The sequence below is a fragment of the Cytobacillus pseudoceanisediminis genome (assembly GCF_023516215.1).
Classification (GTDB): Bacteria; Bacillota; Bacilli; order Bacillales; family Cytobacillaceae; genus Cytobacillus; species Cytobacillus pseudoceanisediminis.
The window spans coordinates 3,627,815-3,654,503 of record NZ_CP097349.1 but is presented as its reverse complement, the minus strand read 5'-3'; the positions used below and the strand labels follow the sequence as shown (position 1 = coordinate 3,654,503).

General features: G+C 43.6%; 28 protein-coding genes, 3 pseudogenes and 1 riboswitch. Of the genes and pseudogenes, 26 read left to right on the top strand and 5 right to left on the bottom strand.

The window, feature by feature from the left end:
* Positions 1-108 precede the first annotated feature (108 nt).
* From thiC to M5V91_RS19690, 7 genes and pseudogenes are all read left to right on the top strand, one after another.
* A pseudogene (thiC, locus tag M5V91_RS19720) lies at positions 109-1,892 on the top strand (phosphomethylpyrimidine synthase ThiC).
* A gap of 29 nt (positions 1,893-1,921) precedes the next feature.
* A riboswitch (TPP riboswitch) is annotated at positions 1,922-2,027 on the top strand.
* Positions 2,028-2,114: 87 nt separating this feature from the next.
* Positions 2,115-2,726 (top strand): thiamine phosphate synthase, encoded by a 612-nt coding sequence (locus tag M5V91_RS19715; RefSeq protein WP_251175611.1) that lies wholly within the window; start codon positions 2,115-2,117, stop codon positions 2,724-2,726.
* Positions 2,723-3,862: a glycine oxidase ThiO gene (gene thiO / locus M5V91_RS19710; protein ID WP_251175610.1), complete on the top strand. Its 1,140-nt coding sequence runs from the start codon at positions 2,723-2,725 to the stop codon at positions 3,860-3,862. The genes M5V91_RS19715 and thiO overlap by 4 nt, the downstream gene beginning before the upstream one ends.
* Positions 3,859-4,062, top strand: a complete 204-nt coding sequence (gene thiS, locus M5V91_RS19705; RefSeq protein ID WP_251175609.1) for a sulfur carrier protein ThiS — start codon at positions 3,859-3,861, stop codon at positions 4,060-4,062. Before thiO ends, thiS begins: the two co-directional genes overlap by 4 nt.
* Before the next feature lies 1 nt (position 4,063).
* Positions 4,064-4,831 (top strand): thiazole synthase, encoded by a 768-nt coding sequence (locus M5V91_RS19700; protein ID WP_251175608.1) that lies wholly within the window; start codon positions 4,064-4,066, stop codon positions 4,829-4,831.
* A pseudogene (locus tag M5V91_RS19695) lies at positions 4,828-5,846 on the top strand (MoeB/ThiF family adenylyltransferase). Before M5V91_RS19700 ends, M5V91_RS19695 begins: the two are co-directional and overlap by 4 nt.
* Before the next feature lie 147 nt (positions 5,847-5,993).
* Entirely contained in the window at positions 5,994-6,476 is a 483-nt protein-coding gene (locus M5V91_RS19690) for a VOC family protein (protein WP_284522297.1), read from the top strand.
* Positions 6,477-6,525: 49 nt separating this feature from the next.
* Here the strand turns inward: M5V91_RS19690 and M5V91_RS19685 are convergent, their stop codons facing one another.
* Positions 6,526-6,903, bottom strand: coding sequence for a VOC family protein (locus M5V91_RS19685; RefSeq protein WP_251175605.1), 378 nt, complete (start codon positions 6,901-6,903; stop codon positions 6,526-6,528).
* 141 nt (positions 6,904-7,044) lie between these two features.
* On the opposite strand from M5V91_RS19685, the gene M5V91_RS19680 reads away from it, so the two are divergent.
* Positions 7,045-7,404, top strand: a complete 360-nt coding sequence (locus M5V91_RS19680) for a hypothetical protein (protein ID WP_009335507.1) — start codon at positions 7,045-7,047, stop codon at positions 7,402-7,404.
* 26 nt (positions 7,405-7,430) lie between these two features.
* Here the strand turns inward: M5V91_RS19680 and M5V91_RS19675 are convergent, their stop codons facing one another.
* From M5V91_RS19675 to M5V91_RS19665, 3 genes are all read right to left on the bottom strand, one after another.
* On the bottom strand, positions 7,431-7,562 hold the full coding sequence (locus M5V91_RS19675) for a hypothetical protein (protein WP_019381124.1): 132 nt from the start codon (positions 7,560-7,562) through the stop codon (positions 7,431-7,433).
* A gap of 468 nt (positions 7,563-8,030) precedes the next feature.
* Positions 8,031-9,749, bottom strand: a complete 1,719-nt coding sequence (locus M5V91_RS19670) for a sensor histidine kinase (protein WP_251175604.1) — start codon at positions 9,747-9,749, stop codon at positions 8,031-8,033.
* Positions 9,736-10,452 (bottom strand): response regulator transcription factor, encoded by a 717-nt coding sequence (locus M5V91_RS19665; protein WP_251175603.1) that lies wholly within the window; start codon positions 10,450-10,452, stop codon positions 9,736-9,738. Before M5V91_RS19665 ends, M5V91_RS19670 begins: the two co-directional genes overlap by 14 nt.
* A gap of 151 nt (positions 10,453-10,603) precedes the next feature.
* Here M5V91_RS19665 and M5V91_RS19660 point away from each other — a divergent pair, with 151 nt between their 5' ends.
* The 5 genes from M5V91_RS19660 to M5V91_RS19640 all read left to right on the top strand — a co-directional run bounded on the left by M5V91_RS19660 (position 10,604) and on the right by M5V91_RS19640 (position 15,345).
* Complete coding sequence (locus tag M5V91_RS19660; protein WP_071159671.1) at positions 10,604-11,293, top strand: ABC transporter permease; 690 nt, start codon at positions 10,604-10,606, stop codon at positions 11,291-11,293.
* Positions 11,293-12,198, top strand: coding sequence for an ABC transporter ATP-binding protein (locus M5V91_RS19655; RefSeq protein ID WP_034297459.1), 906 nt, complete (start codon positions 11,293-11,295; stop codon positions 12,196-12,198). The genes M5V91_RS19660 and M5V91_RS19655 overlap by 1 nt, the downstream gene beginning before the upstream one ends.
* 16 nt (positions 12,199-12,214) lie before the next feature.
* Positions 12,215-12,709, top strand: a complete 495-nt coding sequence (locus M5V91_RS19650) for a PH domain-containing protein (protein WP_251175602.1) — start codon at positions 12,215-12,217, stop codon at positions 12,707-12,709.
* Complete coding sequence (locus tag M5V91_RS19645; protein WP_251175601.1) at positions 12,706-14,160, top strand: PH domain-containing protein; 1,455 nt, start codon at positions 12,706-12,708, stop codon at positions 14,158-14,160. Before M5V91_RS19650 ends, M5V91_RS19645 begins: the two co-directional genes overlap by 4 nt.
* 78 nt (positions 14,161-14,238) lie before the next feature.
* Positions 14,239-15,345, top strand: a complete 1,107-nt coding sequence (locus M5V91_RS19640; protein ID WP_251175600.1) for a serine hydrolase — start codon at positions 14,239-14,241, stop codon at positions 15,343-15,345.
* A gap of 86 nt (positions 15,346-15,431) precedes the next feature.
* Here the strand turns inward: M5V91_RS19640 and M5V91_RS19635 are convergent, their stop codons facing one another.
* Positions 15,432-15,614 (bottom strand): hypothetical protein, encoded by a 183-nt coding sequence (locus M5V91_RS19635; RefSeq protein ID WP_019381118.1) that lies wholly within the window; start codon positions 15,612-15,614, stop codon positions 15,432-15,434.
* A 233-nt stretch (positions 15,615-15,847) separates the two neighbouring features.
* On the opposite strand from M5V91_RS19635, the gene M5V91_RS19630 reads away from it, so the two are divergent.
* From M5V91_RS19630 to M5V91_RS19565, 13 genes and pseudogenes are all read left to right on the top strand, one after another.
* Positions 15,848-16,516 carry a response regulator transcription factor gene (locus M5V91_RS19630; RefSeq protein ID WP_192908089.1) on the top strand — a complete coding sequence of 223 codons (669 nt, stop codon included), beginning with the start codon at positions 15,848-15,850 and terminating at the stop codon, positions 16,514-16,516.
* Positions 16,513-16,737 (top strand): hypothetical protein, encoded by a 225-nt coding sequence (locus tag M5V91_RS19625; RefSeq protein WP_284521450.1) that lies wholly within the window; start codon positions 16,513-16,515, stop codon positions 16,735-16,737. Before M5V91_RS19630 ends, M5V91_RS19625 begins: the two co-directional genes overlap by 4 nt.
* Entirely contained in the window at positions 16,655-17,872 is a 1,218-nt protein-coding gene (locus tag M5V91_RS19620) for a sensor histidine kinase (RefSeq protein WP_284521449.1), read from the top strand. Before M5V91_RS19625 ends, M5V91_RS19620 begins: the two co-directional genes overlap by 83 nt.
* A gap of 320 nt (positions 17,873-18,192) precedes the next feature.
* A complete protein-coding gene (locus M5V91_RS19615; protein ID WP_251175615.1) occupies positions 18,193-19,065 on the top strand; it encodes a DUF1259 domain-containing protein in 873 nt (290 codons plus the stop codon).
* Between the two features lie 268 nt (positions 19,066-19,333).
* A complete protein-coding gene (locus tag M5V91_RS19610) occupies positions 19,334-20,245 on the top strand; it encodes an ABC transporter ATP-binding protein (RefSeq protein WP_251175598.1) in 912 nt (303 codons plus the stop codon).
* Entirely contained in the window at positions 20,242-20,952 is a 711-nt protein-coding gene (locus tag M5V91_RS19605) for an ABC transporter permease (RefSeq protein WP_192908091.1), read from the top strand. The genes M5V91_RS19610 and M5V91_RS19605 overlap by 4 nt, the downstream gene beginning before the upstream one ends.
* Positions 20,953-21,684 carry an ABC transporter permease gene (locus tag M5V91_RS19600; protein ID WP_251175597.1) on the top strand — a complete coding sequence of 244 codons (732 nt, stop codon included), beginning with the start codon at positions 20,953-20,955 and terminating at the stop codon, positions 21,682-21,684.
* 125 nt (positions 21,685-21,809) lie between these two features.
* Entirely contained in the window at positions 21,810-22,475 is a 666-nt protein-coding gene (gene yknW, locus M5V91_RS19595) for a YknW family membrane protein (protein ID WP_251175596.1), read from the top strand.
* Positions 22,476-23,593 (top strand): annotated as a pseudogene (locus M5V91_RS19585) (efflux RND transporter periplasmic adaptor subunit).
* Entirely contained in the window at positions 23,590-24,312 is a 723-nt protein-coding gene (locus M5V91_RS19580; RefSeq protein WP_284521446.1) for an ABC transporter ATP-binding protein, read from the top strand. Before M5V91_RS19585 ends, M5V91_RS19580 begins: the two are co-directional and overlap by 4 nt.
* Positions 24,278-25,471: an ABC transporter permease gene (locus tag M5V91_RS19575; RefSeq protein ID WP_251175595.1), complete on the top strand. Its 1,194-nt coding sequence runs from the start codon at positions 24,278-24,280 to the stop codon at positions 25,469-25,471. The genes M5V91_RS19580 and M5V91_RS19575 overlap by 35 nt, the downstream gene beginning before the upstream one ends.
* A gap of 458 nt (positions 25,472-25,929) precedes the next feature.
* A complete protein-coding gene (locus M5V91_RS19570) occupies positions 25,930-26,448 on the top strand; it encodes a GNAT family N-acetyltransferase (RefSeq protein ID WP_251175594.1) in 519 nt (172 codons plus the stop codon).
* Positions 26,449-26,506: 58 nt separating this feature from the next.
* Positions 26,507-26,662 (top strand): DUF1540 domain-containing protein, encoded by a 156-nt coding sequence (locus M5V91_RS19565; RefSeq protein ID WP_009335488.1) that lies wholly within the window; start codon positions 26,507-26,509, stop codon positions 26,660-26,662.
* Positions 26,663-26,689 lie beyond the last annotated feature (27 nt).

Sequence of the window (26,689 nt, the reverse complement as noted above, 5' to 3'; positions counted from 1 at the left end):
CATCTTCGGTTAGCCGGTCCATCTTTATGTGGACCGGCTTTTTTACATATCTGGCACTTCCTTGGTTCCAGGTCTCGTCCTTATATTTTTATAAGGGAGAGATGATCAATGACGGCAAGTTCATTAAATCAAAAGAGCATTTCCATTATGTCGTGCTTTACTGGCAGCAAAAAAGTCTATGTGGAGGGATCCAGGCCTGATATAAAGGTTCCAATGCGTGAGATAGAGTTAAGTCCTACTTCCGGAACTTTTGGAGAGGAAATCAATGAGCCGGTTCGAGTATATGATACGAGCGGACCTTATACGGATCCTCAATATACGGCAGATCTAAAAAAGGGCTTCCTGCTCTGAGAAGCCGGTGGATTCATGAACGCGGGGATGTTGAAGAGTATGATGGGCGGAAAATAAAGCCCGAGGATAATGGGTACCGCGATGAACATGATCCGCGTGCTAATCATAAAGTTTTTCCTGGCTTATCCCGCAAGCCATTGAGAGCAAAAAAAGGAAAGAATGTTACCCAGCTTCACTATGCAAAAAAGGGGATCATTACTCCTGAGATGGAGTATATAGCCATTCGGGAAAATATGGATCCGGAATTTGTGCGGTCTGAAGTAGCAAGAGGGCGGGCAATCATTCCTTCCAATATCAATCATCCTGAGACAGAGCCGATGATCATCGGAAGGAATTTCCACGTAAAAATTAATGCGAACATTGGAAATTCTGCTGTTTCATCCTCTATTGAGGAAGAGGTAGAAAAAATGACCTGGGCTACTCGATGGGGAGCAGACACGATCATGGATCTATCTACAGGCAAAAATATTCATACCACACGTGAATGGATTATCAGGAACTCTGCCGTTCCGGTCGGCACCGTGCCAATTTATCAGGCACTTGAAAAAGTTAATGGCATTGCCGAGGATCTTACGTGGGAAGTTTACAGAGATACCTTAATCGAACAAGCTGAGCAGGGGGTTGACTACTTTACCATTCATGCAGGTGTCCTTTTGAGGTATGTTCCGCTGTCGGCAAAACGCTTAACCGGAATTGTATCGAGGGGCGGATCCATTATGGCCCAATGGTGTTTGCATCATCATAAAGAAAACTTTTTATATACACATTTTGAAGAAATCTGCGAGATCATGAAAGCCTATGATGTGGCCTTCTCACTCGGGGATGGGCTGCGCCCGGGATCGATTGCAGATGCCAATGACGAGGCTCAATTTGCAGAGCTCGAGACACTTGGGGAGTTGACGAAAATTGCATGGGAACACGATGTACAGGTAATGGTGGAGGGACCTGGCCATGTTCCAATGCATTTAATTAAAGAGAATATGGATAAACAATTGGAGATCTGCAAGGAAGCGCCATTTTATACACTTGGGCCCCTAACAACAGATATAGCTCCAGGATATGACCACATTACCTCTGCAATCGGGGCTGCCATGATAGGCTGGTATGGTACGGCAATGCTTTGCTATGTTACTCCTAAAGAACATTTGGGTTTGCCAAATAGAGATGATGTACGCGAGGGTGTCATTACTTATAAAATTGCAGCGCATGCTGCAGATCTGGCAAAGGGCCACCCGGGAGCACAAAAAAGAGATGATGCCCTGTCAAAAGCCCGGTTTGAATTCCGCTGGAGGGATCAATTCAATCTGTCGCTTGATCCTGAACGCGCATTGGAATACCATGATGAGACATTGCCGGCTGAAGGGGCTAAAACAGCTCACTTCTGTTCCATGTGCGGGCCAAAATTCTGCAGCATGAGAATTTCGCAGGATATCCGGAATTATGCAAAAGAGAATAAGCTTGACACGGACGAAGCGATACAGAAGGGCTTGGAAGAAAAAGCTGAGGAATTTAAAAAAACCGGGGGAAGTATTTATCAGTAAAAATAGTATTTTAGAAATTTAATAGTAATTATATCTGCTGGGGGTGCCGTTTGCAGGCTGAGATTAAAGCAAAAGCTTTAAAACCCTTGGAACCTGATCTGGCATACCAGCGTAGGGAAGTGGAGTATCGGGGCTATATTCATAAGCCCCGTACAGCCACTTTCTATTTAGAAGGTGGTTTTTAATTTGCTAAAAGCATAAAAAAACAGGGGAGTTATCGCTATGAGGAAACAGCTGCATGTTATATCAGATGGAAAGCTATCTCTAGAGGCTTTTGCTGAGATAGCAGGTGAAGTGGAACCCTTTGCAGACAGGTTCCACTTGAGGGAAAAGCATCGAACCTCAAGGGAGCTATATGAAGGAGTTAAGCTGCTTTGTAATGAGGGAATCCCCATTCATAAAATTGTTATAAATGATCGGGTGGATGTTGCATGGGCATGTAAAACAGGTGCCCATCTTGCTTTTCACAGCCTTCCAGTCCGTGTTGTCAAAACGCATTTTCTAGATATGCCCATCGGATGTTCCGTACATTCTTCTGAAGAAGCAGAAGAGGCTGCAAAACAGGGGGCTGATTATATCCTGTTTGGGCACATATTTGAAACCGACTCCAAGAAGGGAATCCCGCCAAGGGGCACTGGGTCACTGGAGGCTCTTAAAAAGGCAGTAGAAATTCCGGTAATGGCAATTGGAGGCATTAAACCAGAGAGAGTCCCTGAGGTCTTGGAGGCGGGGGCAGATGGCATTGCTGTAATGTCAGGGATTTTGCAGGCAAAGGACCCTGCAGAGGCAGCGAAGCTCTTTTCAAAAAAGTTAAATGAGGAGGGGAAAAAATGAGGAAAATTTATGACGCCGTTATAGTTGGCGGTGGCATTAACGGAAGCTCCATTGCTTTTCAATTGGCTAAAAGAGGGTATAAAGTGGCCGTTTTGGATAAGGGTAAAATAGCCGGCAAGGCTTCCGGAGCGGCAGCTGGAATTTTAGGAGCCCAAACGGAACTGGCTGAAGACGGCCCGCTATTTCAGCTGGCATGCAAAAGCCGCTCCATGTACCGGATCCTGATTCCTGAACTGGAAGATTTATCACAAGTGCATATTGGCTATCAAAATAAGGGTGTATATAAAGTGGCGGCTAATAAAGAGGAGGGGCAGACATTAAAAAGATTGATAGAAAGCCAGCAAAAAGCGGGTGAGCAGGCCGAATGGTTTTCGATTGATGACCTGATCAAACGTGAACCATTCGTATCAAATAAATTGAGGGGGGCCATGTATATACCGAATGACGGACAGGTTCAGGCATATGAATTGTCCCTTGCCTTTGCAAAAGCTTCAATAGCCCTTGGCGCAGAAATATATGAGTATACACATGTATCAGATTTTATTTTAAAAGATGAAAAGGTTTATGGGGTCAGAACCAGCCAGGGAGAATTTTTGGCAGATTCCGTTATTGTTGCTTCCGGGGCATGGAGCAGGGGAATTCTTGAAAGAACGGGCCTTTCGCTGCCCATTATCCCGGTTAAAGGCGAGTGCTTCTCGGTGATACCTGAAAAACCGCTTGTACAAGGGACGATCTTTTCACATGGATGCTATATCGTTCCGAAGCAATCTGGGAGATTAGTAGTTGGAGCGACCGTTAAGGTCAATTCATTTGATGAGAAGGTGACCCTTGAGGGGATATCCTCGCTGATGGAAAAGGCGCAAAACCTTGTTCCGGATATAGCGAAGGCTGAATGGGAGCGGGCCTGGACAGGAATTCGTCCGCAATCGGCTGATGGCCAGCCTTTTTTAGGAGAACATCCTGTTTATAGAGGGTTATATATTGCGGCCGGCCATTTTCGGAATGGAATCCTCCTTGCCCCGGCAACAGGCGTACTGATGGCAGACATCCTCGAAGGAAAAACGGAGCAGCCTAACCCATTTGGGCTGTCCCGTCTTGAAGGTTTAGTCCATTCGTCAAAAGGGGTGCTTTTATGAATATTGTCATTAACGGAGATGCTATGGTGCTGCCGGAAACAGTTAATTCTGTTTCACGCCTGCTCGAGCACTTTCATTTGGAGAAAAAGGTAGTCATTGTCGAACTAAACCAGCGTATTTTGGATAAATCCACGCATGCTGAAACCATTCTGACAGATGGGGATCGAATCGAAATTGTACACTTTGTAGGAGGCGGATGATTTGTTGAAAATTGGACCTTATGAATTTAACTCCAGGCTGCTGCTCGGAACAGGAAAATATCCAAACTTTGATGTGCAAAAGGAAGCTGTAGAAGCTTCTGAAACAGAGGTGCTTACGTTTGCTGTACGCCGTATGAACATTTTCGAAGCGAACCAGCCCAACTTTTTGGAAAAGCTGGATTTAAAGAAATATAAATTACTGCCTAATACGGCCGGAGCAAAGACAGCCGAGGAAGCTGTGCGGATTGCCAGGCTATCCAAAGCTTCCGGGCTGTGCGACATGATAAAGGTTGAGGTAATCGGCTGCAGAAAAACACTTTTGCCTGATCCGGTAGAAACACTAAAAGCGGCGGAAATCCTATTATACGAGGGATTTATTGTCCTGCCGTATACTTCTGATGATGTTGTGCTTGCCAGAAAGCTGGAAGAACTGGGCTGCCACGCGGTCATGCCTTGTGCTTCGCCAATTGGTTCCGGGCAGGGAATTATCAACCCTGTTAATCTCCAATTTATTATTCAGCAGGCTGCAGTCCCGATTATTGTGGATGCTGGAATTGGGAGCCCGGCAGATGCGGCATTGGCAATGGAGCTGGGAGCAGATGGAGTCTTATTAAATACGGCTGTTTCCTCTGCAAAAGACCCTGTTAAAATGGCACAAGCAATGAAACTGGCCATTGAAGCAGGGCGATTGGGCTATGAAGCAGGCAGGATGCCCCAAAAACGTTATGCATCAGCAAGCAGCCCGGCGGAAGGAATGATTTTTAGTTGAATGAGCGATACTCCCGCCAGATGTTATTCCCTCCCATTGGCAAAGAAGGCCAGAAAAGGCTTAGGGAAAAACATGTTTTAATCATAGGGGCTGGTGCATTAGGGGCTGCGAATGCAGAAACCCTCACAAGGGCAGGTGTCGGCAAATTAACCATTGCCGACCGGGATTATGTGGAGTGGAGCAACCTGCAGCGCCAGCAGCTTTATTGTGAAGAGGACGCTGTACGAAAAGTGCCAAAGGCGATAGCGGCGGCTAACCGCCTAAAAGTCATCAATTCTGAGGTGCAAGTTATCCCCCGGGTTATGGATGTAGGAGTACAGGAAATTGAAGAGCTGGTTAAGGGTGTTGATTTAATCATTGACTCAACAGATAATTTTGACATTCGCTTTCTGATCAATGATATATCTCAAAAGCACCGGATTCCCTGGATATATGGAGGCTGTGTGGGGAGCTATGGTTTAAGCTATACCATCTTGCCTGGGGTGACACCGTGCCTGAATTGCCTGATGGACAAATTGCCATTGGGGGAATTACCTGCGATACGGCTGGTGTTATTCAGCCTGCTATTCAAATGGCTGCGGCTCACCAGTCTGCTGAAGCATTAAAGATATTGGCAGAAGGCTTTGAATCCTTACGCGGGACACTTGTTTCTTTTGATGTATGGAAAAATCATTTTAGTTCTGTTAATGTTTCTACATTAAAGAATCCGCAGTGCTTATCGTGCGGGACTGATCCAGTTTATCCCTTCCTGGACTACAGAAATCAGACAAAAACAGCCCTGCTTTGCGGGAGGGATACCGTTCAAATCCGGCCTTCAGCCCTTCAAGATATGGATGTTGCTTATCTGGAAAAATCCCTGGTCTCTCAAGGTATCAATGTAGAGAGCAATCCTTATTTGCTCTCATTTTCGATCGATCAGGCCAGAGTGGTTGTATTTAAGGATGGAAGAGTGCTGATTCACGGGGTAAGAGACATTATCGGGGCGAAGAATCTGTATCATCGTTTCCTGGGATAATGAGTTATGCCTGTCGCTAAGAGTGACAGGCTTTATTGACTATTAGGCAAATAGTAATTACTTTAAATATCAAACTCAAAATTAAGCTAAAATGAAGGTGAAGAGCATCTAAACAGGAGTTGATGGCATGAAGCATAAAATCCAAAAATCACACCAAACCTATGGTTCAATACAGAAGCCGAAGAGGCAGCAAACTTTTATACTTCTATTTTTAAGAACTCAGCTATCAGCAAGATAACCCGCTATGGAAATGAAAGGCACGAACTTAGCGGCATGACAGAGGGAAAGGTTATGACTGTGAAATTTCAGCTGGATGGACAGGAGTTTACTGCTCTTAATGGCGGGCCAAAATTTAGGTTTAACGAGGCAATTTCATTTATAGTCAATTGTGAGAATCAAGAAGAAATAGACTACTATTGGGAAAAGCTTTCTGAAGGCGGGGATGTAAAGGCACAGGCTTGCGGCTGGCTTAAGGATCAGTTTGGGGTATCCTGGCAAATTGTACCTGCAGAGTTAAGCGAAATGATCAGCAGCCATGATTCTGAAAAAACCGAACGGGTAATGAAGGCATTGCTCCAAATGGAGAAAAAGATTGATTTGAATACTTTGAAGAAGGCATTTGAAGGCTAAGAGAAAAAGACCTGTCCACTCCGCACTTGAAGGACAGGTCGTCTTAGAATTACTTATCCTCTCTCAATAAGTAGTTATTTCCATCCTGGTCTTTAAACGTAAACATAGTTCCAAAAGGCATTTTTAACATATCTTCAACTTCCACGCCATTTTGTTTCATTTGTTTATAGGCAGCTTCAATATCAGATGTGCTGAAAAGAATGGATGGGTGGGCAACTGCAGAAGGGTTTTGCTGTTCCATGGCTTCCTTAGAATAAAGAACTAAAGTTGTAAATTCATCATTGCTTGGCCCAACTTCAATCCAGGCAGCATTTGGTCCCATAGGCTGCTCGAGCTTTAAAACAAATCCCATTTTACTCAGCCAAAAATCCTTTGCCTGTTCCTGGTCCTCAACGTATACTGTGATTTTTCCAATTTTATTGATCATAAAAAAAACTCCTTTGTTTCCATTCTTATATAAGGATTTTATCAGTCCATGCCGGCAAAAACAATTTCAGTATTGGAAAGGTTCGCGTGAATTCACCCCTAATTGGAGATAATTACTGTAAACATTGAGAGGAGAGGGGTTATGAACATAGATTCCATACGGTTCACCGATCCTCCTGTCCATCATCAATTTCCGCCATTATATGAGAATTTGGGTCTTCCCGAGGTTTCTTCCTTTATTGAGCAAAAGTATGAATTTGATTTTACTGCAGGAAAAACAAAAAGAACTGGGCATGGAAGTATTCGAGTGTATAAGCAATCTGGTGAATTCAAGGTAATAATCTCTGAAAAATTGACCGGATTCGGGCCAAAAAGGCTTGAAAAGCTTGCGAGTCTGCTTATGGAGGAGGTTAAAGAACGATTTATCAGCAATATTGAAGATGAAACTAAACCACGAAAAGTATACCACATGCATTTTGGCCGTAATGACAGGGATAAATAGGGACAGTTTAACTGTCCCATATGTCCTTACTTGGTGTTGTCTCTTTGGGCTTTTAAAGCGACTCTTTCAAGACCATTTTCTCTGTCATCCGCAAATTCTGTATCCTTAGGAAGTGCATTATTCTTATGATCTGATTGGTTTTTCTTATTCTTTGCCATGAGTTTCACCCCTTTATATTCATTAAGGCATCTGCGTTTTTAGTTTGCATTCTTTTTATGAGGCTATGCCTTGCGCTGGGATTTTTATTAGTATTAGCCTGGGACTAAAATGAGACATTATCTAGTTCAATCAAACGTTTGATTGAATTGAATTAGAAAGAAAAAAGAGTGCACTTTGGCATTCTTTTTATATAATTTTGAACATCGATAACAGTCTAGCTCCAGTGCCTGCCCCCTCGAGGTCACAAGCATGAATTTGTTGCGGCTCCTAGGGACTCGGGGTAAGAAGCCGTTTCCTTTCAAAAGGGAGAACGCCTTCCTGCAGGACCGTCTTATGCCTGAGGCCCGCAGGACAGGAAAGGCTTCGAAAGCATAAACATAGCACGACCGAAAGCGGAAGCTTTTGGAAGGACGTGCCGATCTTAGTCTGCGTTCCTTCATGGGCAAGGAGCTTCCGCTTTTCTTATGTTAATTGACTGGCAGCATAATCCGGATGAGGGTGCCGTTTTGCGGCTCGCTTTGAACATTGATGGTACCTCCATGGAGGTGGACAAGCTGTTTGGTGATGGCCATGCCCAGTCCCGATCCGCTTCCTGTTTCTCCTGTATGGGTTCCTCTATAGTAGCGGCTGAAGAGCTTTCCGAGTGTGACGCTGTCCATGCCGATGCCATCATCCTTAATGTTAATGACAATCAGATGTTCTTCTATGGAAGAGAGGCTAACGGAAATGGCTGTGCCTGGCGGGTTATATTTAATCGCGTTGGCTATGATATTATCCAAAATCCGCTGAAACCATTTGGGGTCAATGGAAGCCGTAATGGATTCAGGGTGCGGAGTGAAATGGAATGTTCTGTCCTGATAGACTGGATCATTAATGTAATGAATGATGATTCGGCGAATGAATTCGTTTAAGTCGGTCCGCATTTTGGCAATTGGGAGAGCATTGTTCTTGAGACGGTAAGTTAAAGTTAAGTCCTCCAGCAGGTCCATCATGTAATCCGATTTTTCAGCCATAATGAGGGCGAACTCCTTTGTTTCCTTTTCGGACCATGTGTAATCATTGGAGGCAAGCATTTGAGCATATCCGGAAATAGAGGATAGCGGAGTTTTTAAATCATGGGAAAGACCGCTGATCCATTCTTCTCTAGTATTGGCCATCATCCGCTGCTGCTTCTCATTTTGCTGAAGAGTTTCGGTAAGCTGTGTTAAGGTTGTAATCAATTCTTTATAAATACGGAACTTTCTTTTCAATTTTCCTTTTCTGCTGAGTGTTACCGGATTGCCATGGACATCTGCCGGCTCCTGATACAGCCCGCTCCCCAGGTTTTGAATCCATTTCATTAATGTCAGCAGAGGTACACCGAATTTGCGTGCATACCAGAGAGTTCCGCCCAGAAGCAGCAGAAATGCCATGACAAAAATGATAATGAGACTTCTATTTAGGCTTTCAAATAAACTTTTTTCCAGAGTGGATGCCTTATTGTCAGCAGGAATCCCTAACAGGATGGCACTTTCTGTGTTTTGGTCAAAGTATACTGCTGGTGTGCTGCCTTCCGTATCCTGCTCTGCGAATAGCTTTCTGACTGAGTATTTGTTCGGCTGATTTTTGGCTCCATACTCATCCAATACATTGCCTTCAGGAGCAATAAGCTGGACCCAGGCATTTCTCCTGGATATTTCGTCCTCTGCGTTTTCAGAAAGGTTCAGCTTCTGTTGTTTCCAATCCACACGCCGGGATATTTGATTCAGAAGTTTAGTCTCAGCCTTGGCTTTTCCAAAAAGGACAAAATGCGGTTTAGTGCCGATCTTCCAATATGTATAATGGGCTTCACTGCTTTCCCCATAAGTAATGGCGGCGATTTCACTTTTCTTTAACTTTTTAGGAGCTTTATCCGGCATATTGAAAGTGCCCAGAACATCCCCGGTTTCATTAATGGCAAGGAGCCATCCATTCTGTTCCTTTGCCAGGCTTTTCAATTCCTCTTTAAAAAAGGCCTTCCCGTCTTTAAAGCTAACATGGTCAGATACAAAATAATCTTCAGCTTTGGAGAGATCCTGTTTGGATTCGAAATCCATCATTGAAAAACCAAGAAAAGCCCAAAAAGAAATCAGAATGATAAAAAAGAGCACAAAAACGGTAATTAATTGGACAAAAAATTGAAAGATGAATCGTCTATGGATGTTCATGAATACTGCCTTCCGGAACAAATTTATAGCCAAGTCCCCTTACTGTAATAATGTGGAAGGGGCTGCTTGGATTGCTTTCAATTTTCTCCCGGAGCTTTCGGATGTGCACCATGACCGTGTTATCCTCACCGAATCCTTCTTCTCCCCATACATGCTCATATAGCTGGCTTTTGCTGAAAAGCTGATTGGGATGTTTGCTTAAGAATAGGAGAAGCTGGTAGACTTGCGCTGGCAGGTCTATCCTTTTTCCAGAAACAGTAACTTCCCCTGCTGAAGTATTGATCTTAATTCTGCCAAAATCATAGATTGTCTGTACGGGAACAGGCTGACTTCCTTTATGTCGGCGCAAGTGTGCTTTAATTCGCGCAGCCACTTCAAGCGGATTAAAGGGCTTGGTAATATAATCATCTGCTCCTAAGGCAAATCCTGAAAGTTTATCAAGGTCGGTGGATCGTGCAGTAAGAAAGAAGATGGGAGCATCAGTCGTTTCCCTTATTAAAGGGCAAATATCAAAACCGCTGCGATCAGGGAGCATCACATCCAATAGAATAAGATCATAGGTATAGGACCTGCAGCGCTCTAATGCTTGTGCAGCAGTAGAGGCTGTATCGATATTTCTGAATTGTTCACGCTGCAAAATCGTGCATAGCATGTGCAAAATGGCTTGTTCGTCATCAACAAGCAGTAATCTTGAATCTTGCATGGTTATTCTCCTAATCTAGTTTGTTCAAACCTATCATATCACTCCATTTCCAAAAATATAGGAATTAAGGAAAAATTAAGGTAGTATTTCAGAGTGGTTAAGATTGACGGTATATACTTTACTCAGAATCACGCTGAAGGGAGCATGGAAAATGTTTGTGATGTGCAAGAGAGAGTTTATAAGTCTTTTTAAAGGAATTAAATCCATTATTATGATTGCCATATTATTTGCAGTATCGTATTATGCAGCGAAGTTTTCCAGTGTACTATCATCTGGGGTGGAACTGACGGCAGGTGAGGCTGAGGATATCCACACGATCGGTCTTTTAAGTGTCATTTTGCTGCTTGGACAATTATTTGTGTTCGGTTTGTCCCACGACACAATAAACAGAGAAATCCATGAGCGTACAATGAGGTTTCTGGTGACAAGGGCATCACGCTCTACTATATTATTCGGTAAATTCCTTGGAATATGGTTATTCTGGCTGTTCTGCATTGTGGTGTCTTTTTTGCTGATCAGTATCTATTCCAAGAAGTTTGATCTGTTTATTTTTTCTCAGACGATGAGTCTGGTGACTTACCAGACAGCTTTAGCTGTCCTATTATCCGTGCTTATCCCCAGACCTGGATATACCATGTTTTTAGGCAATATTCTGGGGCTGGTGCTTCCTGCTTTTGGATTTTGGGCAGCTTTGTCTCCAAATGGCTGGGTAAACTGGATGAAATACTTTATTCCTTTTTACTATTTGGAGCGGGACGATTTTACTTTTTTAGTCATACTGGGATTGGCAGGTATTATGCTGCTGGCTGCAAATACTGTTTTTAGAAGGAGGGAATGCTGATGAATGCCATCGAAGCGAAACAGCTTTCAAAAGCCTATGGTGCCCATCAGGTGGTCATGGGAATGGATTTAACCGTAAGGAAAGGCGAGATATTTGGGTTTCTCGGACGTAACGGTGCAGGTAAATCCACCTTTATTAATATGCTGACAGGCATCATTTCCTCCAGCAGCGGAACATACTCACTTCTTGGGGTTGAGGGTCCTGATAGCAAGGTGATGAAAAGAGTGGGGGTTATGCCGGATTATTCATCTCTCTATGGGTCATGGACCGCTCTGGATCATTTGCGCTTTTTCTCAGAGCTATCGGGCGCCAGGGCTTCAAAAGAGAAATGTCTGGAGGTTCTGAGAAGTGTTGATCTTTTATTACATGCCAATAAGAAAGCAGGCAAGCTCTCCTTTGGCATGAAAAAGAAACTGGGGATTGCTCAGGCTATTATTCATGATCCGGAACTGATATTTCTTGACGAGCCTACATCAGGCATGGATGCGGAATCTGTTATTCTCATTCACCGTCTCATTAAAGAACTTCAAAAACAGGGGAAGACGGTTTTTATGACTTCGCATAATCTGGATGAAGTGGAGAAGATTTGCTCAAGGATTGCCATTATGCGGGATGGAGTCATTGATAAGATTGGAACGATGGAAGAGCTGCGGGCCTTTTACCGGTCAACCATAACAGTCAAAATAAAACATTCCACCGTGCCAAAGCAGGAACAAGCTAAGCTGAAGCAATGGCTTGAGTCAGCTGGCAGCCTGCTTGAACACGGGGATGCTTATACAGTGATCACAATCAGCGATGAGAATAAGATTGCTGAAATAATAAGGGCTTTCACACAATGCAAGGCGGATGTTCTGCGGGTGGAAGTTGAAGAGCCATCGCTCGAAGAAATCTTTTTAAATGAATAATAGATGGGAGATTTATATGCAAGTAAATATAAAGGAACCTCAAAACATGGTATCACAGAACGCCATCCGGGTATGGATCATCAGTGAGGCGATCCAAAATATCATCGGATTTGCGGTTCTCGGTTTGTTGTTTTATCTGGATGATCGATTTTCTTGGAAAGAATGGATCGGGTGGATCCTGATCATTTTATTGGCTATATCGATACCAGCGGCAATTTGGTCTTTCATATCACCATACATTCGGTACAAAAGCTGGCGTTACGATGTGGATGAAGAATATGTCCAGCTGAAGTCAGGGGTGTGGCAGGAAAAGCATCTGCTGATCCCCATGACGAAAATACAATCGGTTGAAACTGTGCAAGGTCCCCTTATGAGGAAATACGGCCTATATTCTGTAAGCATGGGGACGATGGGGTCCTCTCATGTAATACCGGCATTGCCAAAAGAGGAGGCTGTCTCATTAAGAAATAAGATAGCCAAACTTGCCAAAGTAAAGGAAGAGGACGAATGAAGCAAGCTAGAAGATATCATCCGCTTCTTATATTGTTTGGACTCATTCAATTACTAAGAAATTCAGCCTTTATTGCCCTCTTTTTATTTGTGATGAAAGCCGGCTCCCAATCCTTTCTGATTGTATGGGGACGGAAGCTTTTCCTTCCTTTTATTGCCTTGGCTGCTTTGTATGTTCTCATAGATTGGCTATCAAATAAGTATGAAGTGGACGATGCTTATATCCATTTATCCAAGGGAATCTTTGTCCGCTCCAAGAGAACTGTACCATTTACTAAAGTCCAAAATATCCAGAGACATGCGTCTCTGCTTCACCGGCTATTTGGATTCACATCCCTTACCTTTGAAACAGGAATGGATGGAAGTGAGTCTGCGGTGGAGTTTAAGGTAATTTCCTTAAAAGAAGCGAACTGGCTGGAAGAGATGGTTTCAGCGAAAACGGAAGCGGAAATGCCGGAAGAGAGTGTAAAAACACTGCATTTTTCTCCCGGAAAGAAAGATCTTATAAAAGCGGCCTTTACATCGCTAAGCTTTTTTGTACTGCTGTCTTTAATAGCTTCTATTTATACAAAAGTATCTGACTTTATTGATCTGGAAGAAAGAGGGATGGGCTTTTTGAAGGGGTTCCTTGACTCCTGGCAGGTGCAGGCTGCTGCAATCATCTTTTTTCTGATTATATCAGTATTGGCAGGTTTCTTGCGGACCTATATCAAGTATGGGAAATATGAAATATTCTCTGACGAAACCCGCATTTATATCCGCAAGGGATTCTTAGAAGAGACCTCCTTTTCTATTTCAAAAGATCGAGTCCAGGCAATAGAGATCAAGCAGAATATGATGAAACGTTTGACCGGGGTAGCTGAAGTGAAATTGGTGACAGCAGGTGATGTTGCCGAAGGAGATGAAAAGGAAGGCGTAAATTCACTATTTCCTTTTCTGCCAGTTGATCGGGCCTGCAAGATAGCGGAGGAGATATTGCCGGCATATGAAATTTTACAGAAGATGCATCCGCTTCCGAAAAATGCCCTATGGGCAAGCTTATTAAAGCCAAGCTTGTTATGGATTTTATCAACAGCTGCCCTGGTTTATTTCAAGCCTGAATTTCTGGGTATTGAAGAAACCTGGCTGGCAGGTTCTATCCTGCTCTTTTCCTTAATTGTCTTTGTACGAATCGCTGGGTATACAAATGCCCGTTATTTGATCAATGGCCCTTTTATTCAATTCAAAACCGGCATTGTTGGCACGAGGTTATTTATCTCTAAAAGAAGCAAGGTTATTGAGGCAGAAGTAACGGCAACACGATGGCAAAAGCTGTTTGGGCTTGCCTCCATACAGACAGTGAATCGAGGTAAGCCTGTTCAGTATGCCAGTGTGGAGAATGTGCCAGCCGATGTGGCTTCATCTTTCTATTCCTGGTATAAGAGCCGCAGGGAGGAAGTTCAAATTAAATAGAACTTTTTACCATTACAATGAAACCTCCGTGATTACCTTTCGTATTTAAATAGTACAACGTAATCATGGAGGTTTTCTTTGAAGATGATGTGGGTAATCACTGGAATAGTTCTTATTTTGGCAGCAGCAGCTTTGGCCTTATTCATGTATCTAAAGGGGAAAAGCAGCGGTGATCCTGAGTCAGTCATCGGGTATGTGCAGGAACACAGGCACACAGACAGTATGGCTTTGGTTATTCGGCATAATGATGAGGAGTGGGTTAATATTAATGAGGATGTGCCCCTTCCTTTAGCCAGCGCGGTTAAAATTATGGTGGCAATTGAATATGCGCGTCAGGCGGCGGAGGGAGAAATTGACCCCCAGGAAAAAGTCGATTTAAAGACTTTGGAAACGTACTATGTTCCTAATACAGATGGCGGAGCCCACCAGGCGTGGATTAATGGTCTTTCAGAAAAGGAGGAGGGTGTTCCTCTAAGCGAAGTAGCAAATGGGATGATCGCTTACAGTTCGAATGCAAACACCGATTACCTGCTGAATGTCCTGGGAGTTGAAAAGGTGAATAGACTTGCTGATGATTTGAAGCTCGCCAGTCATGAAAAGATGTATCCGATTGTCAGTGCCCTTTTTATCCCAATGGAGCTGATGGAGGGAAAGGGATTCACAAAAGAAGAGGCGCTTAAGGAATTGAAGGGCATGAGTCTTGAGGAGTATCGAAACAGAGCTATAGACATCCATCAGAAATGGGAAAGCCATCCGCCACTCGAAAAGGGTAAGAAGGAAATATTAAAGGTTCTCGATATGGATTTTCAAAGAGTATGGTCCGACAGGCTTCCGCGTGCTTCTGCTGGTGATTATGCAGAGCTTATGAGTCTATTAAACAGTAAAAGCTATTTTTCCAAGGAAGTCCATTCTTATCTGGACCCAGTTATGGAGCAGCTGCTGAAAAATCCCCGCAATCGGGAGTGGCTTCAGCATGCAGGGCAAAAGGGAGGATCAACAGCCTTTGTTTTTACCATCAGCATGTATGCAACCGATAAAGAGGGCAATCGTACAGAAATGGCTTTCCTTGCAAATGATCTGAGCAATACGGAGTTTAAGGAGCTTTCAAGGAATATGAACAGTTTTCAGCTTCAATTTCTGACAAACAGCGAATTCCGGAACTATGTAAAGGAGAAGCTGAATTAAGAGCTTAGAAAAAAGCATTCGCTGATAATGGCGAATGTTTTTTTACATAGTAAAAGCCCCGCTAAAAAGCGGGGCTAGGTAATGCTTTATCTCCTCTGGCTGACCCACCAGTCGATGTGATCCAGGTTGAAGACATACAAATTGCCGTAAGGTCTGAGATGCGGGATGTCTTTATTCTGAATCAGATGATGGATTTTCTCCTCTGTGAGAGGATAGCCAATAGATGCTAAATAAGCGAGCAATTCCTCAATTCGGTAAACTTTTCTCACTTCATCACCTCCCGCTAAAACTCTTTCTGGAAGAATTCTTAGTGGCAGGCAATAAGGTATTGAAAAGCTTAGTTAGTATGTACCCTGTTTATTAAGAAGTAATCATGGCGGGAAAAATGAATCCAATCAATAGTAAGTATCGTAGAATAGCAGGAAGTATTTGTTAGATTCGGGAACTTATAAGATGATGTTCAAAAGCAGATTCGTAAAAGATAAATTAAAGGGTGGAGAGTATGGTTCGAATTTTATACATAGAAGACGAAAGCGATATTGGCAGCTGGCTGAAAAATGATTTAGAGGAAAGAGGATATGAGGTGATCTGGCTGCAGTCTGGAGAAGGTATGGAAAATTATCTTTCTGATGCCGATATTGCCATTTTGGATGTGATGCTTCCGGGGCTTGACGGGTTTTCAATCGGGAAGCGGATTAAGAAAGTAAAGAATGACATGCCAGTACTTATGCTATCGGCAAGGACGGCGGTGGAGGATAAGCTGGAGGGCCTGAGCTTTGCTGATGATTATCTGACAAAGCCTTTCCAGCCGGATGAGCTTGCTGCGAGGATTGAAGTGCTGTTAAGGCGATTTCAAAAGAATGATCAGGTGCTGGAGCTTCACCACTTACAGGTACATACAAAGGATTTGCGGATTATCAATCGGGATACAGACAATGAAATTCAATTGACAGGCAAGCAGTATCAGCTGTTTCAGCACTTCATTCGCCATCTGAATCAGATACTAACAAAAGAGCAGCTTTATGAAGGCGTTTGGGGAGAACAATATATGGAGGGCGACAAAACCCTGATGGTTCATATTCGCTATCTTCGTGAAAAACTCGAGAAGAACCCTTCCCGTCCTGAGATTATTGAGACTATCCGCGGAATCGGCTACAGGGTGAAGATATGAAAAGGTTTTTCCAATCGCTGCAGGCGAAGTATATGACGATTATTCTGGTTGCCTTATTTCTGTTTCAGGCAGCTTACTTACTCATTGCTATGCTGGCTATGGGTCTCCAAGAGGACATCTCAGGAGAAAAAAGCAAGAATGAATCCGATCCCAATCATATTGAAGAAAAATGGCATGCGGATGCAAAAACTGGAGAGGGCATCACAGGAAGCCATTCTTAGTCATTTCTCCAAATGGAAAAAGAAATATCCTGATGCTTCGATGTTTTGGGTAGATGAACATGGAAACCTGATGGAACAGCTGGATGTGAAGGGGGATCTGCCTGCTAATTGGACTCCTGCCTTTACAGCGAAGTTTATTAAAGAACGGTATGGCGGAGACCCGTTTACAGTTATAAGTTTTATTGGCGGGGATGAAAAGAACGGTTTTATCGTTCTTGAAATACCGAGGAATTTATTTCTTCCACCGATAGTGGAGGTAACAGAGAAATATGGACTTCTCTTAGGAGCCGGTCTGCTTTTGATCATTACCCTGTTTATCATCGTCTCCTTTTTATTTTTCCGTGGGATCCGCAAAAGACTGCTTCATCTCCAGGAGGCGATGGAAAGACGGGATATGGATAATCTCCCGATTGGCATTGATGTGCAAAAGAATGATGAAATCGGCCAGCTGGAACAGACCTTTAATGAGATGATCTTAGAGCTCAAGGAAAGCAAGCAGCGCGAGCAGGAGGAAGAACAGCTGCGGAGGGAGCTGATCGCCAATCTGTCCCATGACCTGCGGACGCCTTTGACGAAAATCAATGCGCAAACATACTCGATTGCAAAGGAGAAGCTGTCTCCAGAAGGAAAACAGGCGGTCAAAGCGCTGGAAACCTCGATTGTTAATATTGATAGATTGATTGAGAACCTAATGAGCTACACGCTTTTGATGGCGAGCAAGCATAAGCAGGAGCTGACCGAGCTGGATGCTGTCCGGTTTGTTCGTGAAAGTATGGCATCATGGTATCCAGTTTTTGAGAAAGAAAGTTTTGAAGTGATCATCGAGTTAGAGCCATTTCAAGAGAAATGGCAGGCAGACCCGGTGTGGCTGAGCCGTATTTTTGATAACATCCTGCAAAATGTGCTGCGGCATGCGAAGGATGGGCTTTACCTTGAAGTGGCGACTGAATCCACCGATGAGTATGATGAGATTATTTTTATCGATCATGGGAAGGGGCTGAAAAACAGTTCCGGTGAAAAAGGAGCTGGAATTGGCTTATCCATTATCGATTTAATGGTAAAGGGGATGAAGCTGGATTGGGAGATGGAATCTGGTGATGAAGGTACAGCGATAAGAATCAGGAGAATCAAATGAAAGTGATTAGGTGAAGACATTAAGAATAATTATGATGCCAGTTAGTATATAGATTAAGTAAATTAATAGGGAGTCACTCAAACTGGGAGTGGCATATCAAAAATATTACTAAATTTAATTATTTGGAACTAGTCCATTAAAACTTAAATTATATAGGGGGTTAGCTAAACGAAATGACTAAGAAAAGACTTTGTTAACCAACTGTATTAGCAGAAAAATACTGTACTTGTGTTCCTAAATAATAGTCAGGCTCCCGATTTACGCTCCAGAATACTATATCTAGAATATAATGTTCAGGAGATGATTTGCAATTGGATAACATGAACAACACACAGCCAGACGACCTTTGTCAGGAATTTGCCGAAATTCTGGGGTCAGTTCCATCTGTCATAAATGGAGTTTGTACTGCGACTACTTCCCGTACAAATATACACCCGGTTGTATTAGGCCGGAGAGCTGAATCCTTTATGTTTGTTCCTCAGGCCTATTCATTTGAAAATTTCGATCGGGACGGCCGGGCATTATGTCTTGGTGAGACAGTCCTCCTGCAGGAGGAAGTTAACCCATTTATGACCAGTTTGCGTGAAGATGGAATCATTGTCACTGCCCTTCATAATCACTGGCTTTTTGAAAATCCAAGGTTAATGTATATGCATTTTGAATCCATTGATGAACCTTTAAGTTTTGCCAGAAAAGTAAGAAATGCGCTAGACTTATTAACTACCCGCAATGTTGGAAGATCTGGCAGGGTACAAAGATCATCAAATAGACGAGGGGAAGAACTTTGTGAAGAGTTCAACAGAATATTGGAAGGCAGCATGAATACATTTGAAAATGGTGTTTGTATTGTAATGAAATCCCGTACAAATATTAGGCCGCGCGTTCTTGGCAGGAGGGGAAATTCCTTTTTATTAATTCCTCAAATGTTTGCATTTGAATCATTGACAGCAGATGGCCGGGCTCTCTGCAGTGGAGAAACGGTGATCCTGCAAGAAGAGATAAACCCATTCATCAGTGAGCTTCGTAAACATGATATTATTGTGACTGCTTTTCATAATCATTGGCTCTTTGATGACCCAAGGCTGATGTATATCCATTTTGAAAAAGTGGAAAAACCAATTCGCTTTGCCAATGATGTACGAGATGCTTTGGAAGTGCTGACTGAAAAAACGGTATCATCAAAAAGTAAATAAAGGAGTCACTTTTTTCCTTATACCTAGGGATCTTCCAGCCGAAGATCCCTTTTTTAATATTACTTACTATAATCTTTGGGTCGTAATAGATCGGCTGCACAGGCACTAGACCTCTCGAACAAGTGGAACCACAATCTGAGATTTTGAACAAAGCTGTGGGAATACATCAAAATACATAAGTAAGCGTTTAGATATTTAAACAAATTTTAAACTTCCCCTACCTTTGTTTTAACCTTGACTGGCTAAGATGGAAAGTGAGGTGAGAGGAATGGAGTATATCGTAAGAACGGAAAATTTATCAAAGCATTTTGGTCAGGAGAAAGCTGTGTCAGGTCTGGAAATGAAAATACCCAAAGGGGAAATCTACGGATTTCTGGGTCCGAATGGTGCGGGGAAAACGACAACGATCCGGATGCTTTTGGGGCTGATGAAGCCTGATTCCGGCAGAATTGAAATTTTTCAAAAAGATTTAAAGAAAGAAAGACTAAATATATTAGGACGGGTAGGCTCGCTTGTAGAATCACCGTCATATTACCCGCATTTAACGGCAAAAGAAAATCTGGAAGCAATGAGAAAAATACTTGGTGTGCCGAAACAGAGAATCGCTGAGGTGCTGGAGATTGTCCGGCTAACAGATGCCGGTGATAAGAAAGTAAAGGGCTTCTCACTCGGCATGAAGCAGCGGCTTGGAATCGCTGCTTCGCTGCTGAATAACCCGGAATTGCTGATTCTGGATGAGCCGACAAACGGTTTAGATCCTTCGGGGATTATTGAAATCCGTAATCTGATAAAAAGCCTGCCATCTGAATGCGGGATGACTGTGTTAATCTCCAGTCACTTACTTTCAGAGATTGATCAGATGGCGACAACAGTAGGTATTGTCACGAAAGGGAAGATGATTTTTCAGGATTCAATTGAAGCGATGCGCATGTATGCACAGCAATCCGTTTTAATAAAGGTCAGCGAGAGCGACAAAGCCTGGCGCTCCCTGCTGGGAAGAGGAATGAAAGCTGGTTTGGATAGTGGTATCATTTCGCTGCCGCAGCAATCGGATGAGCAAGTGGCTGAGGCTGTTCGCGGACTTGTAGCAGATGGATTTTCCGTTTACCGGGTTGAAGAAGAAAAGCGATCATTGGAAGACATTTTCCTTCAGATGACGAGGGAGGAGCAGGCCGGATGATGGGGAAATTGCTGGCAGCTGAATTTATGAAGATTAAGCGGAAAGGAATCTGGTTCCTGACCGTATTGGGTCCAGTTGGGGTAGTAGCCATGCAGATGGTCAATTACGGGGTGCGCAAGGATTATTTGTTCGGGCAGAATGATGACCGGTGGGGATATTATTTGGACAATATCCATTCGTTTACACCGCTTGCGATTGTACTGGGCATTGTAATCCTGACCTCTTTTATGTCGAGCATTGAAAATGAAACGAACGCCTGGAAACAGCTGATTGCATTGCCAGTTTCAAAGATGAGCGTGTATTTATCGAAGTTCACGGTGCTAATGGTTCTGCTCCTGGTTTCTTCTGTGCTTTTGATGCTGTTTACAATCGCTTTTGGATTGTTTCTGGATTTGGGCGGGGAGATTCCGTATTCCGGTCTGCTGAAATATAGCTTTTACCCTTTTTTTGCGGCATTACCTGTTTTGGCGCTGCAGCTTTGGGCAGCGACTGTGAGTGTAAACCAGGGGGTGCCCATAACTATGGGGATTTTGGGTGTGATTCTGACATATGCTGGTTTTACTTTGCCGGATTGGCTGATTTGGAAATGGCCGCTGCTGCTGAATGAGTGGAATGAACCGCTCATCAACGTCCTGCTTGGAATTGGAGCCGGCGTTTTATTATACACAGCCGGCATGATTGATTTTGCGAGAAGGGATGTGAAATAGATGCTGTCTATTTTGAAGTCGGAGTGGTTTAAACTGCGAAAATCAAAGATCTTCGGCATTCTTTTAGTGGGCCCGCTGATTGGGCTGGGTGCCGGGATTGGGGCAAATACAGCTGAAACGGCGGGAGTGATGAATGAATGGTATATGCTTTTGATTTATATGAATTTGCCTTATTCGATCCTCTTTTTGCCGTTAGTCACAGGGGTTCTGGCAAGCCTTGTCTGCCGGTATGAGCATCAGGCCGGGGGCTGGAAGCAGCTTTTGGCACTGCCTGTCACAAGGGGAAAAGTGTTTGCAGCTAAGTATGCGCTAATCCTGCTATTGGTTTTGCTTATCCAGTTATTTTATTTAGCTGCCATTTTGGGAGCAGGATTGTATAAAGGTGTGGCCGATCCGTTTCCGGCAGCGATTATCTGGAAAAGCATATTGGGAGGCTGGGTCGCGACTTTCCCCTTAGTCGCTCTGCAGCTGTGGATGTCCGTCTGGTTCAAAAGCTTTGCGGCACCTTTTGCGGTCAACGTCGTTTTTACCCTGCCATCCATTCTGGCGATGAATTCCGAGAAAGTGGGTCCCTATTACCCATGGGCACAGCCATTTGCAATGATGTATCCTGCGGCAGGTACGGGTGATATTTTCTTTATCCCATGGGGACAGCTTTTGACTGTAATCGGCGGATTCTTTTTATTGTTTTATCTGGGCGGCTATTTTTGTTTTCAGCGGAAGGCTGTGTAGACAGGATACCAGGAGAGAGATCTCCTGGTATTTGCATGGGTTAAAATGTAATTATTTGAAACTTTTACTATATTATTCCGTAAAGCTATAGTGGAATCATTTTAAATAGAATAGGAGTGTTCTTAATGGAACAAGAAGTAAAAACAAGCAGTGCAAAACCAAGTATGCTTGGGATGATTTGGAGTCCTGGGGAGCAGTTTGACCGCATCCGCCAGAACCCGAAGATTTGGGTGCCGCTGATTTTGGTCAGTATTCTATATGCTGCAGGAATGTTTTTGATGGCCGTGTCGATGGATGCTTCTTACCTTGGGCTTGAGGGCATGAGTGAGGCCGAGGCAGAGATGGTAATGATGTTTTCGAGGGTGGGTGTGGCGATAACAGGAATTTTCACACCTGTAGTGGTTGCCCTCATTTCCGGTGGTATTTATATGATTTTCATTAAAATTGCTGGATCAGATGCAACGTTCAAACAGATATTTTCCATGAATATTTATATTCTTGTTATTGGCGGGATCGGCCTTTTGGTCAATATGGCATTAAGAGCAGCTATTGGAGGAAATCCGGAAATATTTATTACTAGTTTAGCAGGACTGATGAACAGCGAGAAACCAGGAGTCCTGGGTTCTATCGAGTTATTCAGCATCTGGCAGTCTGTTGTAACGGCTATTGGCCTTCATCGGGTTGGAGGATTATCAAAAGGCTGGGCTTGGGGCATTGCGATTGCCTTCTTCATCATCGGCGTTGTCTTCACTTTAATCAGCAATACCCTTTCAGGAATGACTGGTGTCTAAATGAAAAAGAAAGTTTGGATAGCAATCGGAGTTACGGCTGTGTTTTTGCTGCTGGCTGGCGTTAGCGTATACAGGCAGGCGTTTGCGAAAGGGCCGGAAGTAAAAACCTCCCATCCAGTTCAGGAAGAAATTAAAGAGCAGATCATGATTCCGGGAACGGCAAAGCTTGTGAATGAGCAGAAAATATATGCATCTCCTGAAAAAGGCGAAATTAAGGAATTCCTGGTGGAAGAAGGGGATTCTGTTAAAAAGGAGAGGTGCTGGCCAAATTTGATGACCAGGCATTGGAGCTTGAATTGGAAAAAGTCAAGCTTCAGGCTGAATCAGGCTATATAAAAATCAACCAGCTGGAAAAAGAGGAAGACCAGCTGAGGGATAAGGAAAAAGAGCTGCGCAAACAAGCTGGTGAAAAGGAAGCAGATAAACAGATACAGCCTGAAAGGGATCAGTTGAAACTGGAAAAGCGATTGGCGAATCTGGAATTAAGCCAGGTGCTTTTGCAGAAGAAAGATATTGAAAAAAGCCTTGGAGAATTAGAGGTAAAAAGCACAATAGATGGAGTGGTGCTTCAGGTGAACAAGGCAGCCACCTCTGATCCGGCTACGGCAGGAAAACCTGTCATTTATGTTGGCGATTTAAAAGCAGTCGGCGCATCAGGCTTACTTTCAGAATTCGATTCATTAAAGGTGAAGGAGGGACAAAAGGTGACTCTCCGTTCCGATGCAATTCCTGAAAAGGAATGGAAAGGCGAAGTCAGCGAAGTAGCTGATATGCCAGAAGAGAATCAGGGAATGAATCCTGCCGAAAAAAGTGCGCCACAGTATCGGGTGGAGGTTACAGTGAAGGAATTGTCCCTGAGATCAGGCTTTCAGCTCATAATGGAAATCGAAACGGATAAGAAGAAGGCACTGACTGTTCCGGCAAACTCGGTTATAACTGGAGACAGCAGCGTATATGTATTCGTGGTCAGGGATCAGAAAAGCTATAAACAGGAAGTGGAGACAGGTGTCGCTTCCGGGAATAAAATCGAGATAACAAGCGGCCTCAATGAGAAGGATTTGATTATTACTAATCCATCAGATCAGCTGAAAGATGGCATGGAAGTGGATGCGAAATGATTGATCTTACTGGCATAATCAAGTCTTATCAGGCGGGAAAAGAAAGAATTGAAGTTTTAAAAGGGATTAATCTTAGCATTGAGCAAGGTGATTCTGTGGCGATTATGGGGCCATCCGGATCGGGAAAGTCGACGCTTATGAATATTATTGGATGCCTCGATTTGCCGACAGAAGGAATATATGAACTGGATGGTGAGGACATATCCCATTACTCGGAAGCAGAGCTGGCAAAGGTCAGAAATCAATCGATCGGGTTTGTGTTTCAGCAGTTTCACCTGCTTCCGAGACTGACGGCTATTCAAAATGTAGAGCTGCCAATGATTTATAGCGGCCTTGCCAAAAAGGAACGATTGGAAAGGGCGGAAGCCGCGCTGGTCAAAGTGGGTCTTGCTGATCGGATGGAGCATCTGCCAAATGCCCTATCAGGAGGGCAGAAGCAGCGGGTTGCCATTGCCAGAGCGATTGTGAACGAACCGAAAATCATATTGGCGGATGAACCAACAGGTGCTCTTGATACGAAAACAAGCGCCTCCATTATGGAACTGTTCAGTGAGCTGAACCATGAAGGGTCAACGATTGTAATGGTTACACATGAACCTGAGGTTGCAGAGTATGCCCATCACACGATTATGGTGAGGGATGGGCTGATTGTGTCGGCAGAACCTTCCCGCAGGGGGCGCCTACATGAGTTTTGTAGAAAATATCAAAATGGCGCTTAGTTCATTGAAGGCGCATAAAATGAGATCGATTTTAACGATGATTGGGATCATTATTGGTGTTGGGGCTGTCATTATTGTAGTCGCAATCGGCCAGGGCGGAGAAGCGATGCTGAAGACGCAGCTGACAGGTCCCGGCAATACAGTGGAGCTGTTTTATCAGCCTTCTGACGAGGAAATTCAGGCAAACCCAAACATATTTAATGAAGCTCCTTTTGATGGGGAAGATATCAATGCATTGGAGCAGATTCCAGAGATTAAGAGAGTAGTTGCTTCAAGCTCACAGTTTTCACAGGCTTCTTTTGGAGAAAAGAAGGCAGAAACATCGACAACAGGAGTAAGTCCAGCCTATTTTGAGCTGAACAATGTTGATATGGAGAAAGGGCGGTCCTTTACGGCTGCAGATTTCCTTGGCGGACGCAGGGTGGGGCTTGTCAGCAATTCCATGCAGGAGGAGCTCTTTGATGGCAAGTCGCCGGTTGGCGAAGTGATCCGGATTGGGAACCAGCCGATTGAGATCATTGGCGTCATGGAAAAGCCGACAGGACTCTTTTCATTCGGTGCTCTGGAGATCTATGTGCCTACTAAAACATGGCAGACTATTTATGGAAAGAGTGACTATACCCAAGTGACGCTTCAGGCAGAATCCGCTGATCAGCTTCAGACGGCCGGAAAGAAGGCCGCCAACTTACTTAACAAGATGCATAATACAGAAGAATCTTATATGGTCATCAACATGGAAGAAATGGCAGAAGGAATCGGCCAGATTACAAAGGTCATGACTTTAATCATCGGCAGTATCGCCGGCATCTCGCTGTTTGTCGGCGGAATTGGCGTCATGAATATCATGCTCGTATCTGTAACGGAAAGAACGAGGGAAATCGGCATCCGTAAAGCACTCGGAGCGACCAGGGGGCAAATCATGGGACAGTTTTTAATCGAATCTGTCACGCTGACCTTAATCGGAGGAGTGCTGGGAATCCTGCTTGGCTGGGGTTCGGCATCCCTGATTTCTTTCTTTGCCGGATGGCCATCGCTCATTTCCTGGCAGGTCGTCGCAGGAGCCCTTTTCTTCTCAATGGCGATCGGCATTATTTTTGGACTGCTGCCGGCCAATAAAGCTTCGAGGCTGAGTCCGATTGAATCTTTGCGGTATGAGTGATTATTAAAGAGGCTATCTTCGGCTGAGGCTGGGGGTGGTCTTTTGTTTGAGGTGAACATAATGATTCAATTAAATATGATATTTGTTATGTTTTTATTCACTTTGCTAGCGCGATATATGATATGTGGCGCATTTGAATCTGCTCTGGGATAAGGGATACCAGATTTTTTAGGGATATCTGTTTGGAAAACCTGCGCCAATTGCAGAAAAGGATAGAAAAGTCCTGTCTCCGTAATGAATTTTGTAGGAATGGACCACTTTTCTTCGAAATAAAGGTGCCTCGGGCAATTTGTGTGCGGATAGCTGATAAATATGTGCGCATAAGATTTTTTATGTGCGGATAGACGTTATTTCTGTGCGGATAAAAAAATTTATGTGCGTTCAGCATTTTTAAAGGAAATCTGGCTGAAATCAGCGAACATACATTAGGATGAAAACAGCTGAATAGGGGTTATGAAATGGAGCTTAAAACAGAGAGGCTAATAATCCGTAAGTTCAAGTCAGAAGACTGGCAGGCAGTCTATGAGTACACTTCAAATCCTGAAGTAATGAAATACATTCCAGGAGGTATTTTTACAGAAGAAGCTGCTAAAGAGTTTATCTGCGAGAATACCGAAAAAGCAGAGCATTTTCCCGTTCTTTTAAAAAATGGAGATGTTCTAATTGGCTATCTAGCTTTCCATAAATATTTTGGCGATCATACATATGAAATTGGCTGGGTGTTCAATCCGAAGTTTTATAATAAAGGCTATGCATCAGAAGCAGCATATGCCGTGCTGAAATATGGCTTTGAAGAACTTGGGCTTCACCGGATTATTGCAACCTGCCAGCCTGAGAATCCGGCTTCTTATCGGGTGATGGAGAAAATTGGCATGAGGCGGGAAGGCTGCTTCAAAAAGTGCATTCCTCATGGCGATGAGTGGTGGGATGAATATTATTATGCGATTTTGAAAGAAGAGTGGAACATAGATAACTGAACAAGCAAGTATATCACCATCCTGATTGGAAGAAAATAATGTCCAGGAGGTGATATACATGGCTAAAGATGTTCTTTGTGAAGTAAATAACTGTACTTATTGGGAAAAGGGAAATAAGTGTGGTGCAGAAGCTATTTACGTTGTCAGCCATAAAGGCAAGCAGGCGTCCAACAGCAAAGAGACAGACTGTAAAACGTTCGAACCAGAAGTTTAAGGCAAGGGGTAACCGATTTGGTTACCT

What these genes read in the sequence shown, in the direction of transcription:
- M5V91_RS19610 (WP_251175598.1), top strand. Translation starts at nt 19,334, where the DNA reads ATGGAGTATATCGTAAGAACGGAAAATTTATCAAAGCATTTTGGTCAG.
- M5V91_RS19650 (WP_251175602.1), top strand. Translation starts at nt 12,215, where the DNA reads ATGCAAGTAAATATAAAGGAACCTCAAAACATGGTATCACAGAACGCC.
- M5V91_RS19645 (WP_251175601.1), top strand. Translation starts at nt 12,706, where the DNA reads ATGAAGCAAGCTAGAAGATATCATCCGCTTCTTATATTGTTTGGACTC.
- M5V91_RS19680 (WP_009335507.1), top strand. Translation starts at nt 7,045, where the DNA reads ATGAACATAGATTCCATACGGTTCACCGATCCTCCTGTCCATCATCAA.
- M5V91_RS19615 (WP_251175615.1), top strand. Translation starts at nt 18,193, where the DNA reads ATGAACAACACACAGCCAGACGACCTTTGTCAGGAATTTGCCGAAATT.
- M5V91_RS19570 (WP_251175594.1), top strand. Translation starts at nt 25,930, where the DNA reads ATGGAGCTTAAAACAGAGAGGCTAATAATCCGTAAGTTCAAGTCAGAA.
- M5V91_RS19600 (WP_251175597.1), top strand. Translation starts at nt 20,953, where the DNA reads ATGCTGTCTATTTTGAAGTCGGAGTGGTTTAAACTGCGAAAATCAAAG.
- M5V91_RS19665 (WP_251175603.1), bottom strand. Translation starts at nt 10,452, where the DNA reads ATGCAAGATTCAAGATTACTGCTTGTTGATGACGAACAAGCCATTTTG.
- M5V91_RS19685 (WP_251175605.1), bottom strand. Translation starts at nt 6,903, where the DNA reads ATGATCAATAAAATTGGAAAAATCACAGTATACGTTGAGGACCAGGAA.
- M5V91_RS19625 (WP_284521450.1), top strand. Translation starts at nt 16,513, where the DNA reads ATGAAAAGGTTTTTCCAATCGCTGCAGGCGAAGTATATGACGATTATT.
- M5V91_RS19675 (WP_019381124.1), bottom strand. Translation starts at nt 7,562, where the DNA reads ATGGCAAAGAATAAGAAAAACCAATCAGATCATAAGAATAATGCACTT.
- M5V91_RS19670 (WP_251175604.1), bottom strand. Translation starts at nt 9,749, where the DNA reads ATGAACATCCATAGACGATTCATCTTTCAATTTTTTGTCCAATTAATT.
- M5V91_RS19620 (WP_284521449.1), top strand. Translation starts at nt 16,655, where the DNA reads ATGAATCCGATCCCAATCATATTGAAGAAAAATGGCATGCGGATGCAA.
- M5V91_RS19630 (WP_192908089.1), top strand. Translation starts at nt 15,848, where the DNA reads ATGGTTCGAATTTTATACATAGAAGACGAAAGCGATATTGGCAGCTGG.
- M5V91_RS19565 (WP_009335488.1), top strand. Translation starts at nt 26,507, where the DNA reads ATGGCTAAAGATGTTCTTTGTGAAGTAAATAACTGTACTTATTGGGAA.
- M5V91_RS19605 (WP_192908091.1), top strand. Translation starts at nt 20,242, where the DNA reads ATGATGGGGAAATTGCTGGCAGCTGAATTTATGAAGATTAAGCGGAAA.
- thiS (WP_251175609.1), top strand. Translation starts at nt 3,859, where the DNA reads ATGAATATTGTCATTAACGGAGATGCTATGGTGCTGCCGGAAACAGTT.
- M5V91_RS19715 (WP_251175611.1), top strand. Translation starts at nt 2,115, where the DNA reads ATGAGGAAACAGCTGCATGTTATATCAGATGGAAAGCTATCTCTAGAG.
- M5V91_RS19660 (WP_071159671.1), top strand. Translation starts at nt 10,604, where the DNA reads ATGTTTGTGATGTGCAAGAGAGAGTTTATAAGTCTTTTTAAAGGAATT.
- thiO (WP_251175610.1), top strand. Translation starts at nt 2,723, where the DNA reads ATGAGGAAAATTTATGACGCCGTTATAGTTGGCGGTGGCATTAACGGA.
- yknW (WP_251175596.1), top strand. Translation starts at nt 21,810, where the DNA reads ATGGAACAAGAAGTAAAAACAAGCAGTGCAAAACCAAGTATGCTTGGG.
- M5V91_RS19575 (WP_251175595.1), top strand. Translation starts at nt 24,278, where the DNA reads ATGAGTTTTGTAGAAAATATCAAAATGGCGCTTAGTTCATTGAAGGCG.
- M5V91_RS19580 (WP_284521446.1), top strand. Translation starts at nt 23,590, where the DNA reads ATGATTGATCTTACTGGCATAATCAAGTCTTATCAGGCGGGAAAAGAA.
- M5V91_RS19655 (WP_034297459.1), top strand. Translation starts at nt 11,293, where the DNA reads ATGAATGCCATCGAAGCGAAACAGCTTTCAAAAGCCTATGGTGCCCAT.